The organism is Hymenobacter mellowenesis, assembly GCF_030581005.1.
GTDB classification, from domain to species: Bacteria; Bacteroidota; Bacteroidia; order Cytophagales; family Hymenobacteraceae; genus Hymenobacter; species Hymenobacter mellowenesis.
The window spans coordinates 52,937-68,985 of the sequence record NZ_JAUQSX010000010.1 but is presented as its reverse complement, the minus strand read 5'-3'; the positions used below and the strand labels follow the sequence as shown (position 1 = coordinate 68,985).

The following is a 16,049-nucleotide window of genomic DNA, read 5'->3' as shown; positions in this document are numbered from 1 at the left end:
GAGGCAATATTGATTAGGACTAGTCGGGAATAACTTCTTAAATTCGCCCAACCCGATTTCACCCTCCGGGGCTTATTCCCTTCCTTCATCCCGCCCGTTAATTATGTCCAAGTTTATACTGTTAGCCCTGCTGCTTGTCAGCTTCACCGGTTTCGCCCAAACCAAAAACGTGGTGGTGGCCCAGGACGGCTCCGGCAACTTCCGCACCGTGCAGGCCGCCCTCGACGCCGTGCCCCTCAACAACCGCACGCCCACGGTCATCTTCATCCGCAAAGGCATCTATAAGGAGAAGCTGAACCTGGCCAAAAAGAAGAACTTCGTGCGCCTCAAGGGCGAGGACGTAAACACCACCATCCTCACCTTCGACGACTACAACGGCCGCACCCCCGCCAACGGCGAGCCCCTGGGCACCTCCGAAGCCTCCACCTTCCGCGTGTTCGGCGCCGACTTTTCGGCCGAAAACATCACCTTCGAAAACACCGCCGGCACGGTAGGGCAGGGCCCCGCCATGTGGGTGTATGGCGACCGCGCCCGCTTCGTGGGCTGCCGTTTCCTGGGCTTCCGCGATACGCTCTACGTGTACGGCTACGGCAGCCGGCAGTACTATAAAGACTGCTACATCGAAGGCACCACCGACTATATTCTGGGTTCGGCCACGGCGTGGTTTGAAGACTGCACGCTGTTTTGCAAAACGGGCGGCACCGTCATCATCGCCGCTTCCACGCCCGACAGCGTCCGCTACGGCATCGTGATGCAGCGTTGCAAGATTGGCGGCGAGGCCCCGCCCGAATCTTACTTCCTGGCCCGTCCCTGGAAGCCCACCGGCAAAACCGTACTGCTGAACTGCGAACTCTCGAACATCATCAAGCCCAAAGGCTGGGACCACTGGGGCAAGGAGAGCAACAAGCAGGACGCCTTTTTTGCCGAGTACAAGTCCACCGGGCCCGGCGCGGCGCCCAAGGCGCGCATCCTGTGGTCGCGCCAGCTCACGCCGCAGCAGGCCGCCTTCTACACCCGCGAAAGTGTGCTCAATAACTGGGACCCCACTGTGAGCGTGGACTAGCCCGGGATTTTATGGTATTTCAAATGGCGGCAGCCAGGACCAATTGGTCCTGGCTGCCGTCGTCTTTTAAGGGGCATACCAACGGTTACAGCGGAACTGGCTCTGTTGAGCAAGCCATTTTGTCGACGTAATCAACCGTTTGCTAAATTTTGGTTTTATTGGAAAAATTCAATTTATTGGGCGCGGTGTCGTTTGGCGAAAGGAAGAGTGGATTTGTGGTTTTTTAGGCTTGTAGAGGCGTTTTCAGAACTGGGAGGTACAGGAATTAGGCGTATGGCATCGTTCCCGGCAACGATTGCACAAAAATAGATTGTCCAACTCTTGCTTTTGGCTGAAGCGAATGAAATCTTTATGAAGCAAAGCCGTCCCCAATCCGAGGGTTTTGTCCATTTCAATAGTTCTCCTCCCTTCGCATTGTCCCTTTAGTATGACTGCTTTCTCCTCCGCATTTAGTTTGGCTGGTAAGCGCGCCCTCGTGACGGGTTGCGACCGGGGTATCGGGCAAGCCATTGCCCTCGGCCTGGCCGAGGTCGGCGCCGACATCATCGGCGTATCCATGCACATGCCGGCGGGCGGCGAAACCGAGTTGGCCGTGCAGGCCCTGGGCCGCGAATACAAAGGCTACCAAGCCGATTTCGGGAAGCTGGAAGAACTGCAGGGTTTCATCAAACAGGTGCAGGCTGACTTTCCGGTCATCGACATTCTGTTCAACAACGCCGGCATCATCCGCCGCGCGCCGGCTGCCGAGCACTCCGACGAGGACTGGGACGCCGTGCTTAGCATCAACCTCGACGCGCCCTTCCGCCTGGCCCGCGCCATTGGCGGCCAGATGCTGCAGAACGGCTCCGGCAAAATTGTCTTCACGGCCTCGCTGCTCACCTTCCAGGGCGGCATCAACGTGCCCAGCTACGCGGCCAGTAAGGGCGGTGTGGGCAGCCTGGTGAAGGCCCTCGCCAACGAATGGGCCGGCCGCGGCGTGAACGTGAACGCCATTGCCCCCGGCTACGTGGCCACCGACAACACCGCCGCCCTGCGCCAGGACGAGGAGCGCAGCGCCGCCATCCTCTCGCGCATTCCGGCCGGCCGCTGGGCCCTGCCCTCCGACTACGCCGGCCCCGCCGTGTTCCTGGCCTCGGCCGCTTCGGACTACGTGCACGGCACCATCCTCACCGTCGACGGCGGCTGGATGGGGCGGTAGATTAATTGTGAATTATGAGTTATGAATTATGAGTTTTGCGCTCTGATTCGGTTTTAAATCGGCCCCAACTCATAATTCATAACTCATAATTCATAATTCAACCATGACCCAGCGCTTTGCCATCGGCCCCCGCGAAACTGCCACGCTCAACACGAGCGGAATTCGGGAGCATTTCCTGATTGAAAACATCTTCACGCCCGGCGAAATCGAGCTAACCTACACGCACTACGACCGCATGATTGTGGGCGGGGCCCAGCCCACCGGCACGGCGCTGACTTTGCCCTGCCCCGAGTCGCTGAAAGCCAACTTCTTTCTGGAGCGCCGCGAATTGGGCACCTTGAACGTAGGCGGCGCGGGCACCATCACCGTAGACGGCACGGTGTACGAACTGGGCAACCAGGACTGCCTCTACGTGGGCATGGGCTCGAAAGAAGTGGTTTTTGCCAGCGTGGACGCGGCCCAGCCAGCCAAGTTCTACCTGCTGTCTTCGCCGGCGCACGCGGTGCACCCCACCGCGCGCCGCACCCAGGCCGAAGCAACGCCCGTGGAAATGGGCGCCATGGAAACGGCCAACGAGCGCACCATCTACAAATACATCTACCAGGAAGGCATCCAAAGCTGCCAGCTGGTGATGGGCCTCACGCAGCTCAAGCCTGGCAACGTGTGGAACACTATGCCGAGCCACACCCACGACCGCCGCATGGAGGCCTACCTCTACTTCAACCTGCCCCAGGGCCAGCGCGTGCTGCACCTGCTGGGCGAGCCCACCGAAACCCGCCCGCTGTGGGTGAGCAACGAGCAGGCCATTCTCTCGCCGCCGTGGTCCATCCACACGGGCTGTGGCTCCAGCAACTATGCCTTCATCTGGGGCATGGCCGGCGAAAACCGCGAATACACCGACATGGACGCCGTACCGCTCGACGCGCTACGCTAACCCGACTTTTAAAAACTCCCACCCAACTTTTTCACTCATGAAAAAACATTTTCTCTTGGTCTGGCTCCTGTTCTTCGGGAGCATCGGGCTGGCCGTGGCGCAAAACCGCCAGGTGCAAGGCGTCGTCAAATCGGCGGAGGGCGAAACCCTGCCGGGCGTGACGGTGCTGGTAGAAGGCACCACCAACGGCGCCTCGACCGGTGCCGACGGTAGCTACAGCCTTTCGATTCCGGCCACTACCGCAGCCGGTGCCAAGCTGCGTTTCAGCTTCGTGGGTTTTGTGTCGAAAGAAGAAACCATTGGCGACCGCACGACCATCAACGTCTCCCTCGCTTCCGACAGCAAGCAGCTGGAAGACGTGGTGGTAATCGGCTACCAGGAAGTGCAGCGCCGCGACGTAACCGGCTCGGTTTCGTCGGTGAGCGCGCAGCAGATTAAGGACATTCCGGTGAACTCGGCCGCTGAGGCGCTCACCGGCCGTCTGGCCGGCGTGCAGCTGACCAGCGCCGAGGGCACCCCCGGCAACCTGAACGTGCAGGTGCGCGTGCGCGGTGGCGGCTCGGTAACGCAGGACAACTCGCCGCTGTACGTGGTGGACGGCATCCAGATTGAAAACGCGCTGAGCGTGATTGCCCCGCAGGACATTGCCTCGGTGGATGTGCTGAAGGATGCGTCGGCCACGGCCATCTACGGTGCCCGTGGCGCCAACGGCGTTATCATCATCACCACTAAGAAGGGCTCGGAAGGCCGCACGGTGGTGAGCTACAACGGCTTTGCCGGCTTCCGCAAAATCACGAAGACGCTGGGCGTGTTGAACCCCAACGATTACCTGAACTACCAGTTTGAGCGGGCCCGCGTCATCGGCAACACGTCGGGCGGCCTGCCCACGTTCAAGAGCCTGTTTGGCAGCACCAACTTCAACAGCGACACGCTGCAGCGCGCCCGCAATGCCCCTTTCATCGACTGGCAGGACGAAGTCTTCGGCCGCGAGGCATTCCAGCAGACGCACAACGTATCGGTAGCCGGCGGCTCGAAAGCCACGACCTATTCGCTGAGTTTGACGCACAACGACGAGCAGGGCATTCAGCGCGGCTCCGACTACACCCGCAACCTGATAAACTTCCGCTTCGACACCAAAGCCACCGACAAACTGCGCGTGGGTTTGAATGCTCGTTTCAACGACCAGGGCACGATGGGCGCCGGCACTTCCACGTCGGGCTCGAACACGACCTCGCGCCTGCGCAACGCCGTGCAGTACCAGCCGCTGCAGGTGCCCAAGGCCAACGGCCAGGTGGTGGACATTTCGGCGTTTGACCCGGAATTCTTCGACCAGTCGTCGCTGGCCAATCCCATCGTGACCATCGATAACGAGTACCGCAAGGACAAGCGCCGCACCATCAACATCGGCGCCAACGCGTCGCTGGAACTGGCCAAGGGCCTGACCTTCCGCACTACGGCCGGTTTCGACATCACCGACATCAACCTGGGTACCTTCAACGGCCAGTTTTCGCCGGTGCTGCGCTCGGCGTCGGGCGGCTACGCCAACCTGCCGTTTGCCACCATCACCCAAAGCACCCAGACCACGCTCAACAACTCGAACGTGCTGGACTACTCGAAGAAGATTGGCAAGCACGCTTTCGGCCTGCTCGTGGGCGAGGAAGTATACCAGCAGCAAACCAAGCAGCTCTACATCCAGACCAACTTCCTGCCGGTTGACATCACCGCCGAGCGGGCCCTGGCCAACATCAACCAAGGCGTACTGCCCGCTGGCCAGACTGCCCAGCCGGTGCTGCCCCAGACCAGCATTCCGGCCGATTACCGCCTGCTCTCGGGCTTCGGCCGCCTGACTTACTCGTACGACGACAAGTACCTGTTTACGGGTACGTTGCGCGCCGACGGCTCGTCGAAATTCCCCGAAGGCAACCGCGTGGGCTACTTCCCCGGCGCCTCGGTGGCCTGGCGTATTTCGCGTGAGGAGTTCTTCAAGGGCATCCCCACCATTTCGGACCTGAAACTGCGCCTGAGCTACGGCCAGGCCGGCAACAACCGCATCAACGACTTCCTCTACGCTCAACTGTTCACGGCCGGCAACGCGCCGTACGCCCTGAACCACAGCATCGTGCTCGGCTCGTCGGCCACCAGCCTGGCCAACCCCAACCTGAAGTGGGAAACCACTACGTCGCGCAACATCGGCATCGACCTCTCGCTGCTTGACAACCGCTTCCAGTTCACGGCCGACGCTTATTACAACACCACCAACGACCTGCTGCTCAACAAACCGATTCCGGCCTTCCTGGGCTACACCTCGCAGCTGCAGAACATCGGCTCGACCTCGAACAAGGGCCTGGAAATGCAACTGACCGCCACGGTGCTGCGCAACGAAAACTTCAGCTGGACGGCCACGGCCAACGCCTCGTTCAACCGCGGCCGCATCGAAAGCCTGGGCGGCAACCAGACCGAAATCCCGGCCATCTCGTCGGGCTGGGCCGGCTCCACGGCGTCGCTGATTCCGGACTACGTGGCCCGCGTGGGCCAGCCGGTGGGCCAGATGTACGGCTACGTGACCGACGGCTACCTCACCGCCGATGACTTCACGGGCTACGTGCCCGGCGCCAACGGCGCCCTGGGCACCTGGACGCCCCGCACCGACCGCACTTTCGTGAACAACCTGGGTTTGATTGGCGAATCGTCTTACCGCCCGGGCCTGCTCAAACTGAAGGATTTGAACGGCGACAACAAGATTGACGCCAACGACCAGACGGTGATTGGCAACGCCAACCCCAAAGCCGTGGGCGGCCTGAACCAACAGTTCTCCTACAAGGGTTTTGATGCCAGCTTGTTCCTCAACTTCGTGCTGGGCAATGACATCTACAACGCCAACAAGATTGAATTCACCTCGAACACGGCCAACACGCAGTTCAGCAACGTGCTCGACATCATGAGCAACCGCTACCGCGTCATCGAAGCCGATGGCAGCCCCATCACCACCCTGACCCGCCTGCAGGAGGTGAACCAGTCGGCCAACATCTGGACGCCCACCCGCAACTTCGTGTTCCACTCCTGGGCTGTGGAAGACGGCTCGTTCCTGCGCGTGAACAACATCACCGTGGGCTACACCTTGCCCAAAACGCTGACCCAGCGTGCCAAGGTGAACTCGCTGCGCTTCTATGCCACGCTCAACAACGTGTACACCTTCACCAAGTACACCGGCTACGACCCGGAAGTGAACACCCGCCGCGCCACGCCCCTGACGCCGGGCGTCGACTACGCCGCTTACCCCCGCAGCCGCGCCATCCTCTTCGGCGTCAACCTGTCGCTTTAATTCCCACCCGACTTTTTGCTCTGATTATATGAAATCGTTTCAATCCTTCCGCCGGGTGGCGCTGGCTGCCGTGGCCCTTGCCGGCACCGCCGGGCTGGTTTCTTCCTGCAAAGACTACCTCGAAGTGGACCCCGTGGCCCTCAACACCACGGAGTACACCTTTAGCACCGTGAGTGGGGCCACTGCCGCCGTGATTGGCGCCTACGACCCGCTCTCGGGCGACAACGGCTACGGCACCCGCATCAGCCTGTACTACCCGCTCGATTCGGATGAGCTGATTGGCTCGGCCGGCGCCGCCGACGGGGGCCGCCGCAGCATTGCCCGCTACACCGCCCTGCCCACCAACACGGAGATTAACAACCCCTGGAACCAGCTGTACCAGGGCGTGGAGCGCTCCAACATCTGCATTCAGCAGATTCCGCAGATGCCGCTTTACACCGGCGGCAGCGCTTCGGATGTGGCCGCCCTCAAACGCCTGTACGGCGAAGCCCTCACGCTGCGGGCCCAGTACATTTTTGAGCTGGTGCGCAACTGGGGCGATGTGCCGGTGCAGTTCACCCCGGCCGTGTCGGGCCAGGATTTCAACCTGCCCAACTCGGACCGCAACGCCACCCTCACGCGCCTGATTGCCGACCTGCAAATGGCCATCGACCTGCTGCCGTGGCGCAGCCAGGCCGGTGCCGCCAGTGAGCGCATCACCAAAGGCGCCGCCAAGGCCCTGCGGGCCCGCCTCTGCCTGTACCGCGGCGGCTACTCGCTGCAGAACAACACCATGCAGCGCGCCTCCGACTACGCCGACTACTACCGCATTGCCCGCCAGGAGTGCGCCGACCTGATGACCACCAGCGCCCGCGCCGAGCACACCCTGAACCCCAGCTACCTGGAAGTATTCAAGAGCATGAACGAACTGCGCTCGGAAACGGCCAACGAAATCATGTTCCAAGTGGGCATGGCCACGGCCACGGGCGCTTCAGGCAGCAAAGTGGGCTACTACAACGGCCCGCGCCTGCAGAATGCCTCGGGCACCTACGGCTCGACGCAGGGTGCCGTGACCATTGCGCCGCCCTACTTCTACGCCTTCGACTCGACCGACACGCGCCGCGACGTGACCATCACCACCTACGGCATTGCCAGCACCGCCAACGTGCAGACGGGCGTGGCCCTGACCTCGGCCACCGACGGCAAGTGGCGCCGCGACTGGCACATCCCGCCCGTGACCGGCACCGTGAACTACCTCGACTACAACTGGCCCATCATCCGCTTCTCGGATGTGCTGCTGATGTTTGCCGAAACCGAAAACGAGCTGAACGGCCCCACCCAGGCCGCCCAGGATGCCCTGATGGAAGTGCGTGCCCGCGGCTTCGGCGGCAACCGCGCCCTGGCCCTCTCGACGCTGACGCAGGCTGGCTTTAGCTTCAGTAGCAAGGCCAACATGTTCAACACCATTGTGAACGAGCGTTACATCGAGTTCGGTGGCGAAGGCATTCGTAAGTATGACCTGCTGCGCTGGAACCTCTTCGAAACGAAGCTGGCCGAAGTGAAGTCCAACATCGAAAAAATGGCCCTTGGCCTGCCGCCGTATCAGAACGTGCCGCTGTACCAGTACTACCGCACGCCCACGGCCGCCTCGCTGGCCGTGCAGCCCGTGCAGTGGACCCGCTCGTTCTACAAGCCTTCGCCTGCCGTTAACACGGCGCCCACCGGCACCGTGCGCGTGAACTGGCGCCAGGGCATTGATGCCGCCTACGTGGCCAACACCAAGCCCGCCGGCACCGTGTACACCCTGAACGCGGCCACGCCGGTGACGGCTACCAGCATTGGCTCGGGCCTGGCGGCGGAATACGTGCCCGGCCGTGGCAAAGAGCTGCTGCCCATCCCGTCGGCCACGCTGAGCGCCGACCCGGCCCTGAAGCAAAACTTCGGCTACTAATCGGGCGGCTCGCCCACGCAACCTGCTTTACTGCCTGGAAATGGCGCGCCTCGCGGCCGTCATTTTCCGGGCAGCCTGGCACCCCTCATCTTTTTCGCAAAAGACGTTGACAGAGGTTTCGTCCTCTCCACACCCTGCCCCATGACGATGCTGCATTTACTCTGCCTGATGGGAGGATTGGCGCTCAGCACGGCCTGTGCCCAGAAAGAGTTGGCCACTGAAACCGTGGGCAAGGCGCCCGCCAGCGCCGCCACGGCCAGCCCGACCGCTGCCCAGGTGCCGCTGCAGGACAGCACCGCGGATAAGATGCTGGTGTTTCAGCGCGCTATTGGCGGCTGGCCCAAGGCCGTGGGCAACGAGAAGGTGGACTACAAGCACCGCCTGAGCGCCGCCGACCGCACTCGCACGCTGGCCGACAAGGGCCGCAACGACGCCACCATCGACAACAACGCGACGTCGCGCGAAATCATCTACCTGGCCCAAGCCTACCAGAAAACCAACAACGTCGCCTACCGCGAAGGCGCCGAAAACGGCATCCGCTTCCTGCTAAAAATGCAGTACGCCAACGGCGGCTTCCCGCAGTATTACCCCGATTTCAGCAACTATCGCCACCAGATTACCTACAACGACAACGCCATGGTGCGCGTGCTGGAACTGCTGCGCAACGTGGCCCGGCAAAAGGCCCCCTTTGTGGGCCTCGATGCCGCGCTGCCCGCCCAGGCCCAAACGGCCGTGGACAAAGGCGCCGACTGCATTCTCAAAACGCAGTATGTGCGCAAGGGCGTGCCCACCGCCTGGTGCGCGCAGTACGATGAAAAAACCCTGCAGCCGGCCAAGGCCCGCGCCTTCGAGCTGGCCTCGCTGAGCGGGGATGAGTCGGTGGAAATCGTGCGGTTTCTGATGGGAATTGACAATCCGTCGCCGGCCGTGAAGAAGTCGATTGACAGCGCCGTGGCGTGGTTTGAGAAGGTGAAAATCAATGGCTTCACGGTGAAGGAAATTGCCGCGCCGCAGGAGAAGTCGGGCCGCGACCGGGTGATGATGCCCGAAGCCGGTGCCACCATCTGGGCCCGTTTCTACGAGCTGGATACCGACCGGCCGATTTACGTGGGCCGCGACAGCCAGGTGCACTACCAGCTCAGCGAAATCGAGAACGAGCGCCGCGCCGGCTACCTGTACCTGGGCACCTGGCCCGAAAAACTTATCAACAAAGAATACCCGGCCTGGCAAAAGCGGGTGAGTACGGGAGGGAAGGGCTAAGGCCCCATTATAGCTTCGTTCAGCAATCCTACTATTTCGTCGTAATGGACACTTTGAATCAAGAATTGGCTTTGTCCGCCCCCCGCAGCACCGCCGCGGTGGCGTGGCCCACCCCGGCGCTGTTTGCCCTGCCCGAGAAAGTGCTGCAATTCGGTACCGGCGTGCTGCTGCGCGGCCTGCCCGATTTCATGATTGACGAGGCTAACCGCCAAGGCGTGTTCAACGGCCGCGTGGTGGTGGTGAAAAGCACCGACGGCGGCGACGCCACCGCCTTCGAGCGCCAGAACGGCCTCTACACGGTGTGCGTGCGCGGCGTCGACGACGGCCAGCCGGTAGAGGAAAACGTGGTGTGCAGCAGCATCAGCCGCGTGCTCTCGGCCAAAAGCCAGTGGGCCGAGGTGCTGAAATTCGCTGCCAGCCCCGACCTGCAGGTGGTGATTTCGAATACCACCGAAGTGGGTATTCAGCTGGTGAACGAGGACATTCACCTCACGCCGCCTTCGTCGTTTCCAGGCAAGCTGCTGGCCGTGCTCCACGCGCGTTTCGAAGCCTTTAGAGGCGACGCCAGCCGCGGGCTGGTAATCGTGCCCACCGAGCTGATTCCCGACAACGGCCGCAAGCTCGAAGCCATCGTGCTGGAGCTGGCCCACCGCAACGACCTCGGCAGCGCTTTTATCGACTGGCTCGAAGCGGCCAACCACTTCTGCAATACGCTGGTCGACCGCATCGTGCCCGGCCGCCCCGAGCCCGCGCTCTACGCGCAGCTGCAGGAAGAGCTCGGCTACCAGGACGAACTGTTGACCATGAGCGAGGCCTATGCCCTGTGGGCCATCGAAGGCGATGAAAAGGTGCGCGAGGTGCTCTCGTTCCACTCCGTGGCCAAGGGCGTGGTTATCCGCCCCGACATCACGCTCTTCCGCGAGCTGAAGCTGCGCTTGCTGAACGGCACGCACACGCTGAGCTACGCCCTGGCCCACCTCTCGGGCTGCACCACGGTGCGCGAGTCGCTCGAAAACGAAAACCTGGCCCGCTTCATCCACAACCTGATGCTGGCCGATTTGCTGCCCGGCATCCCCTACCAGGTGGACGAGAAAGTGGGTCAGCGCTTCGGCATGCAGGTGCTCGACCGTTTCCGCAACCCGTATCTGGAGCACCGCTGGCTGGCCATTGCCATGCAGGGCACTGCTAAGATGCAGATGCGCAACGTGCCCACGCTGCTGCACTACTACCAGACGCACAACGCCGTGCCGCACTACATGGCCCTGGGCTTTGCGGCTTACCTGCTCTTCATGCGCAACACCGCCACCGGCGCCAGCACCGGCCAGGGTGAAGTCAACGGCGAACCCTACACCATTCAGGACGACCGCGCCGGCTACTTCGCCGACCTCTGGGCCAAGTTTTCGCCCGAGGAACTGGCCAGCGCCGCCCTGCGCAACACCGCCCTCTGGGGCCATGACCTCACCCGCCTGCCCGGCTTTGCCGACAAGGTGACGCACTACCTCAACCAACTGCTGGAAGAAGGTGCTTCGGCCACGCTGGCTGCTTTTTTCACCAAAAAAACAGCATTGGCTGGTTAACTAGACCAATTCGAACGTCATGCAGAGCGCAGCGAAGCATCTTTACCTCAGCAGTAATTAATGCCATTGCAACGAAGCGGTAAAGATGCTTCGCTGCGCTCTGCATGACGTTCATCCTTTTCAATACCGACCCTGTGAAACACCAAGTTGCCCGCATTCACCCCGCCGATAACGTGCTGGTCGCCCTCGTCGACCTGCCCATTGGCACCGAAGTGCCCTGGGAAAACGGCTACGTCACCACCACCGAGGCCATTCCGGCCAAGCACAAGCTCTCGCCCCTGGGCTTGAGCGTGGGCCAGCCCGTGACGATGTACGGCGTGCTGGTGGGCAAGGCCAAGGCCGACATCCGTCCCGGCGGCCGCCTCACCACGGCCAACATGCAGCACGCCACCAACAGCTACGATGAGCACGGCCACCAGCGCGCCGCCTGGCAGGCCCCCGATGTGACCGCCTGGCAAGACCGCACCTTCCAGGGCTACCACCGCGCCGATGGTCGCGTGGGCACCGCCAACTACTGGCTGGTGATTCCGCTGGTGTTCTGCGAAAACCGTAACATCCAGGTGCTGCAGGATGCCCTCATCACCGACCTTGGCTACGCCCGCCGCAAAAACTACCAGCCGGAAACCCGCAAGCTGGTGGAATTGATGCAAGCCGGCCGCTCAGTGGAGGAAATCCTGAGCGCCGACCTCGAAGCCGGCGAAGACACCGCTCGCAGCTCGCGTCCCTTCCCGAACGTGGACGGCATCCGCTTCCTCAGCCACGAAGGCGGCTGCGGCGGCATCCGCCAGGATGCCCAGACGCTGTGCGGCCTGCTGGCCGGCTACATCACGCACCCCAACGTGGCCGGCGCCACCGTGCTCAGCCTCGGCTGCCAGAATGCACAGGCCAGCATGCTGCAGGACGAAATAGCTAAGCGCGACCCCCACTTCAGCAAGCCCCTCTTCATCCTCGACCAGCAAAAGCTGGGCACCGAGGAGGCCCTCATCAGCGATGCCCTGCGCCAGACCTTCGCCGGCCTGATGCTGGCCAACCGCGCCCGCCGCGAGCCGGCTCCCCTGAAAGCATTGAACATCGGCTTGGAGTGCGGCGGCTCCGACGGCTTCTCCGGCATCTCGGCCAACCCGGCCCTGGGCCACGTTTCCGACATGCTGGTAGCCCTCGGCGGCTCGGTCATCCTGGCCGAATTCCCGGAGCTGTGCGGCGTGGAGCAGGAACTGGTGGACCGTAGCGTAGACCAACCCACCGCCGAACGTTTCAGCAGCCTCATGAAGGCTTACGGCGACAGCGCCGTGGCCGTCGGCTCGGGCTTTGACATGAACCCTTCGCCCGGCAACATCCGCGACGGCTTGATTACGGACGCCATGAAATCGGCTGGCGCGGCCCGCAAGGGCGGTTCCTCGCCGGTAGTGGCCGTGCTGGACTACCCGGAGCTGGTGACCAAGCCCGGCCTGAACCTGCTCTGCACGCCCGGCAACGACGTGGAATCCACGACGGCCGAGGTAGGGTCGGGGGCCAATATTGTGCTCTTCACCACCGGCCTGGGCACGCCCACCGGCAACCCCATCGCCCCGGTTATCAAAGTGGCCAGCAACACGGCCCTTGCCAACCGCATGCCCGACATCATCGACGTGAACACCGGAACGGTGATTGACGGCGAAGAAACCATCGAGCAGGCTGCCGAGCGCATTCTCGACTACGTCATCAAGGTAGCCAGCGGCGAGGAGGAAATTGCCGCCGTCCGCCACGACCAGACCGATTTCATTCCGTGGAAACGCGGGGTGAGCTTGTAGGGTAAATCAGAACAAAAAAGAACGGTCATGCAGAGCGCAGCGAAGCATCTTTACCTCGATAGTAAATAATGACATTGCAGCGAAGCATCTTTACCTCGATAGTAAATAATGACATTGCAACGAAGCAGTAAAGATGCTTCGCTGCGCTCTGCATGACGTTCTCCGGTTCGCGCTTTTCCAAAAGTTACGCAACCGTTTTCGCTAATAAATACCGCTGGGTGAAGGAAACGGCTCCGGCGGCGGCCTACCTTCGGTTCCCGAAGCAGCCGCATTACCCTCCCAATCTTAGTTGCTTATGAAGCCCTTTCTCAACGACGATTTTCTGCTGCAGACGGCTACGGCCAGCACGCTCTACCACGAGTATGCCAAGCAGATGCCCATCATCGACTATCATAACCACCTGCTGCCCGACCAGATTGCCGAGGACAAGCAGTTTGAAAACATCACCCAAATCTGGCTCTACGGCGACCATTACAAGTGGCGCGCCATGCGGGCCAACGGCGTGCCCGAGCGCTACATTACCGGCGATGCGTCGGACTGGGAAAAGTTTGAGAAATGGGCCGAAACCGTGCCCTATACCCTGCGCAACCCGCTCTACCACTGGACGCACCTAGAGCTGCGCCGCTACTTCGGCATCACCGAGCTGCTGAACAAGGACAGCGCCCGCCGCATCTACGACGAGTGCAGCGCCAAGCTGCAAACCGCCGAATATTCGGTGCAAAACCTGCTGAAAATGATGCAGGTAGAAACCCTCTGCACCACCGATGACCCCGCCGACTCGCTGGAGCACCACCAGGCGCTGGCCGCCTCCGGCTTCGCCGTGAACGTGCTGCCCACCTTCCGCGCCGATAAGGCGATGGCGCCGGAATCGGCCGCGGCCTACAATCAGTACCTCGACAAACTGGGCGCGGCGGCTGAAGTGGAAATCCGCACCTTCGCCGACCTCGAAAAGGCCCTGCGTCGGCGCCACGATTTCTTCGCCAGCCTGGGCTGCCGCCTGTCTGACCACGGCTTGGAGCAGATTTACGCTGCTGACTACACGGAAGCGGAAATCGCCGCCATCTTTTCGAAGGTGCGCGGCGGCGCTGAGCTGGCGGCCGATGAAGTGCTGAAATTCAAATCGGCCATGCTGGTGCTGCTGGCCGTGATGGACTGGGAAAAGGGCTGGACGCAGCAGTACCACATCGGCGCGCTGCGCAACAACAACTCGCGCATGCTGCGTGAGCTGGGCCCCGACACGGGCTGGGACAGCATTGGCGACTTCTCGCAGGGCCGCGCCCTGAGCACCTTCCTCGACCGCCTCGACGGGCAGGACAAGCTGGCGAAAACCATCATCTACAACCTGAACCCAGCCGACAACGAGCTAATTGCCACGATGATTGGCAACTTCAACGACGGGTCGGTGGCCGGCAAGATTCAGTTTGGCTCCGGCTGGTGGTTCCTCGACCAAAAGGACGGCATGGAAAAGCAAATCAACGCCCTGAGCAACATGGGTTTGCTCTCGCGCTTCGTGGGCATGCTCACCGATTCGCGCAGCTTCCTGTCGTACCCGCGCCACGAGTATTTCCGCCGCGTGCTTTGCAACCTGCTCGGCAACGACGTGGAAAACGGCGAGTTACCGGCCGACATGGACCTGCTGGGTGGCATGGTGCAGAACATCTGCTACGGTAATGCCAAGCAGTATTTCGGTTTCGGCAAAGTGGTCGAAACGGCGGCTGTCACGGCGTAACTGAACGATAAAAGCACGTCATGCTGAGCGCAGTCGAAGCATCTCGCGTGTGGTAGTAAATCAATCGTTGAACGATGCGAGCGAGATGCTTCGGCTGCGCTCAGCATGACGTTCTTCTAAGTCCCCAAGTCCCCAAGTCCCCAATTAAGAATGAAGCAAGTTGTCACGTTCGGCGAAATCATGATGCGGCTGTCGCCGCCGCTGAACTACCGGTTCGCGCAAACCCAGCACCTCGAAATCGTGTACGGCGGCGGCGACGCCAACGTGGGCGCCTCGCTGGCCGGTTTGGGCGTGCCCGCCGCGCACGTCACCTGCTTCCCCAACAACGACCTGGGCCGCGCCGCCGCCCAAAGCTTCCGCGCCCTGGGCGTGAACATGGACGCCACTGTGTACCAGGGCGACCGCCTCGGGCTGTATTTCCTGGAAGTGGGGGCGGGGATGCGCCCCAGCAAAGTGGTATACGACCGCGCCAACTCCGCCTTTGCGAACCTTGACCCGGCCGCCTTCAACTGGGATGAAATCCTAAAAGATGCCGGCTGGCTGCACTGGACGGGCATCACGCCCGCCATCTCGGCCAGCACGGCCGAGGCCACGCGCCAGGCCATTGCCGCCGCGCGCCGCCTGGGCATCACCGTGTCGGCCGACGTAAACTACCGCCGCAACCTGTGGCAGTACGGGCAGACGGCCCAATCGGTGATGAGCGAACTGGTGGAGGGCTGCGACGTGGTGGTGTGCTCCGAGAACGATGCGGAGGACCTATTCGGCATCGTGCCCGAGCCCGGGACCGACAATAAGTTCGTGTCGGTGGCCCGGCAGGTGATGGCGCGGTTTCCGCAAATCAAGCAGGTTGTTACCACGCGCCGCAAGACGCACAGCGCCTCGCACAACGGCCTGAAAGGCATTTATTACGACGGTAAACAGTTTCTTGAAACCGTCACCTACGATATCAACCCCATTGTGGACCGCATTGGCGGCGGCGACGCCTTCATGGCCGGCTTCATCTACGGCTCGCTGAAATACGACAACCCCCAGCAGGCGCTCACCTTCGGTGTGGCCGCCTCGGCCCTTAAGCATACCGTGCACGGTGACATCAACCTCGTGACGGTGGCCGAAGTGGAAGAAATTATGAAAGGCAACACCAGTGGCCGCCTGCTACGTTAGTAATCAGCTTTAAATGAACGTCATGCAGAGCGTAGCGAAGCATCTCGCCCGCAGCAAGTAATTAGTTACCCCGAGCGAGATGCTT

General features: G+C 61.8%; 10 protein-coding genes. All 10 read left to right on the top strand.

Annotation, left to right across the window (positions count from 1 at the left end; translation table 11 throughout):
• Window positions 1–103 precede the first annotated feature (103 nt).
• On the top strand, window positions 104–1,063 hold the full coding sequence (locus Q5H92_RS18215; protein ID WP_305012988.1) for a pectinesterase family protein: 960 nt from the start codon (window positions 104–106) through the stop codon (window positions 1,061–1,063).
• A 427-nt stretch (window positions 1,064–1,490) separates the two neighbouring features.
• Window positions 1,491–2,261, top strand: a complete 771-nt coding sequence (locus Q5H92_RS18210) for an SDR family oxidoreductase (protein WP_305012987.1) — start codon at window positions 1,491–1,493, stop codon at window positions 2,259–2,261.
• 103 nt (window positions 2,262–2,364) lie between these two features.
• Entirely contained in the window at window positions 2,365–3,195 is an 831-nt protein-coding gene (gene kduI, locus Q5H92_RS18205) for a 5-dehydro-4-deoxy-D-glucuronate isomerase (RefSeq protein ID WP_305012986.1), read from the top strand.
• Window positions 3,196–3,232: 37 nt separating this feature from the next.
• Window positions 3,233–6,517 carry a SusC/RagA family TonB-linked outer membrane protein gene (locus Q5H92_RS18200; RefSeq protein WP_305012985.1) on the top strand — a complete coding sequence of 1,095 codons (3,285 nt, stop codon included), beginning with the start codon at window positions 3,233–3,235 and terminating at the stop codon, window positions 6,515–6,517.
• Between the two features lie 28 nt (window positions 6,518–6,545).
• Window positions 6,546–8,447: a RagB/SusD family nutrient uptake outer membrane protein gene (locus tag Q5H92_RS18195; protein ID WP_305012984.1), complete on the top strand. Its 1,902-nt coding sequence runs from the start codon at window positions 6,546–6,548 to the stop codon at window positions 8,445–8,447.
• A 147-nt stretch (window positions 8,448–8,594) separates the two neighbouring features.
• Window positions 8,595–9,707: a pectate lyase gene (gene pelA, locus Q5H92_RS18190; RefSeq protein ID WP_305012983.1), complete on the top strand. Its 1,113-nt coding sequence runs from the start codon at window positions 8,595–8,597 to the stop codon at window positions 9,705–9,707.
• 44 nt (window positions 9,708–9,751) lie between these two features.
• The gene (locus tag Q5H92_RS18185) at window positions 9,752–11,284 is read left to right on the top strand and encodes a tagaturonate reductase (RefSeq protein WP_305012982.1); all 1,533 of its coding nucleotides are present in this window, start codon (window positions 9,752–9,754) and stop codon (window positions 11,282–11,284) included.
• 134 nt (window positions 11,285–11,418) lie between these two features.
• Window positions 11,419–13,074, top strand: a complete 1,656-nt coding sequence (locus Q5H92_RS18180; RefSeq protein WP_305012981.1) for a UxaA family hydrolase — start codon at window positions 11,419–11,421, stop codon at window positions 13,072–13,074.
• A 295-nt stretch (window positions 13,075–13,369) separates the two neighbouring features.
• Window positions 13,370–14,803 (top strand): glucuronate isomerase, encoded by a 1,434-nt coding sequence (gene uxaC / locus Q5H92_RS18175; protein ID WP_305012980.1) that lies wholly within the window; start codon window positions 13,370–13,372, stop codon window positions 14,801–14,803.
• 150 nt (window positions 14,804–14,953) lie between these two features.
• Window positions 14,954–15,964: a sugar kinase gene (locus Q5H92_RS18170; protein WP_305012979.1), complete on the top strand. Its 1,011-nt coding sequence runs from the start codon at window positions 14,954–14,956 to the stop codon at window positions 15,962–15,964.
• Window positions 15,965–16,049: the final 85 nt, after the last annotated feature.

Bases quoted from the DNA above. Each gene is read 5' to 3' on its own strand.
- Q5H92_RS18215 (WP_305012988.1), top strand. From the start codon at position 104: ATGTCCAAGTTTATACTGTTAGCCCTGCTGCTTGTCAGCTTCACCGGT.
- Q5H92_RS18210 (WP_305012987.1), top strand. From the start codon at position 1,491: ATGACTGCTTTCTCCTCCGCATTTAGTTTGGCTGGTAAGCGCGCCCTC.
- kduI (WP_305012986.1), top strand. From the start codon at position 2,365: ATGACCCAGCGCTTTGCCATCGGCCCCCGCGAAACTGCCACGCTCAAC.
- Q5H92_RS18200 (WP_305012985.1), top strand. From the start codon at position 3,233: ATGAAAAAACATTTTCTCTTGGTCTGGCTCCTGTTCTTCGGGAGCATC.
- Q5H92_RS18195 (WP_305012984.1), top strand. From the start codon at position 6,546: ATGAAATCGTTTCAATCCTTCCGCCGGGTGGCGCTGGCTGCCGTGGCC.
- pelA (WP_305012983.1), top strand. From the start codon at position 8,595: ATGCTGCATTTACTCTGCCTGATGGGAGGATTGGCGCTCAGCACGGCC.
- Q5H92_RS18185 (WP_305012982.1), top strand. From the start codon at position 9,752: ATGGACACTTTGAATCAAGAATTGGCTTTGTCCGCCCCCCGCAGCACC.
- uxaC (WP_305012980.1), top strand. From the start codon at position 13,370: ATGAAGCCCTTTCTCAACGACGATTTTCTGCTGCAGACGGCTACGGCC.
- Q5H92_RS18170 (WP_305012979.1), top strand. From the start codon at position 14,954: ATGAAGCAAGTTGTCACGTTCGGCGAAATCATGATGCGGCTGTCGCCG.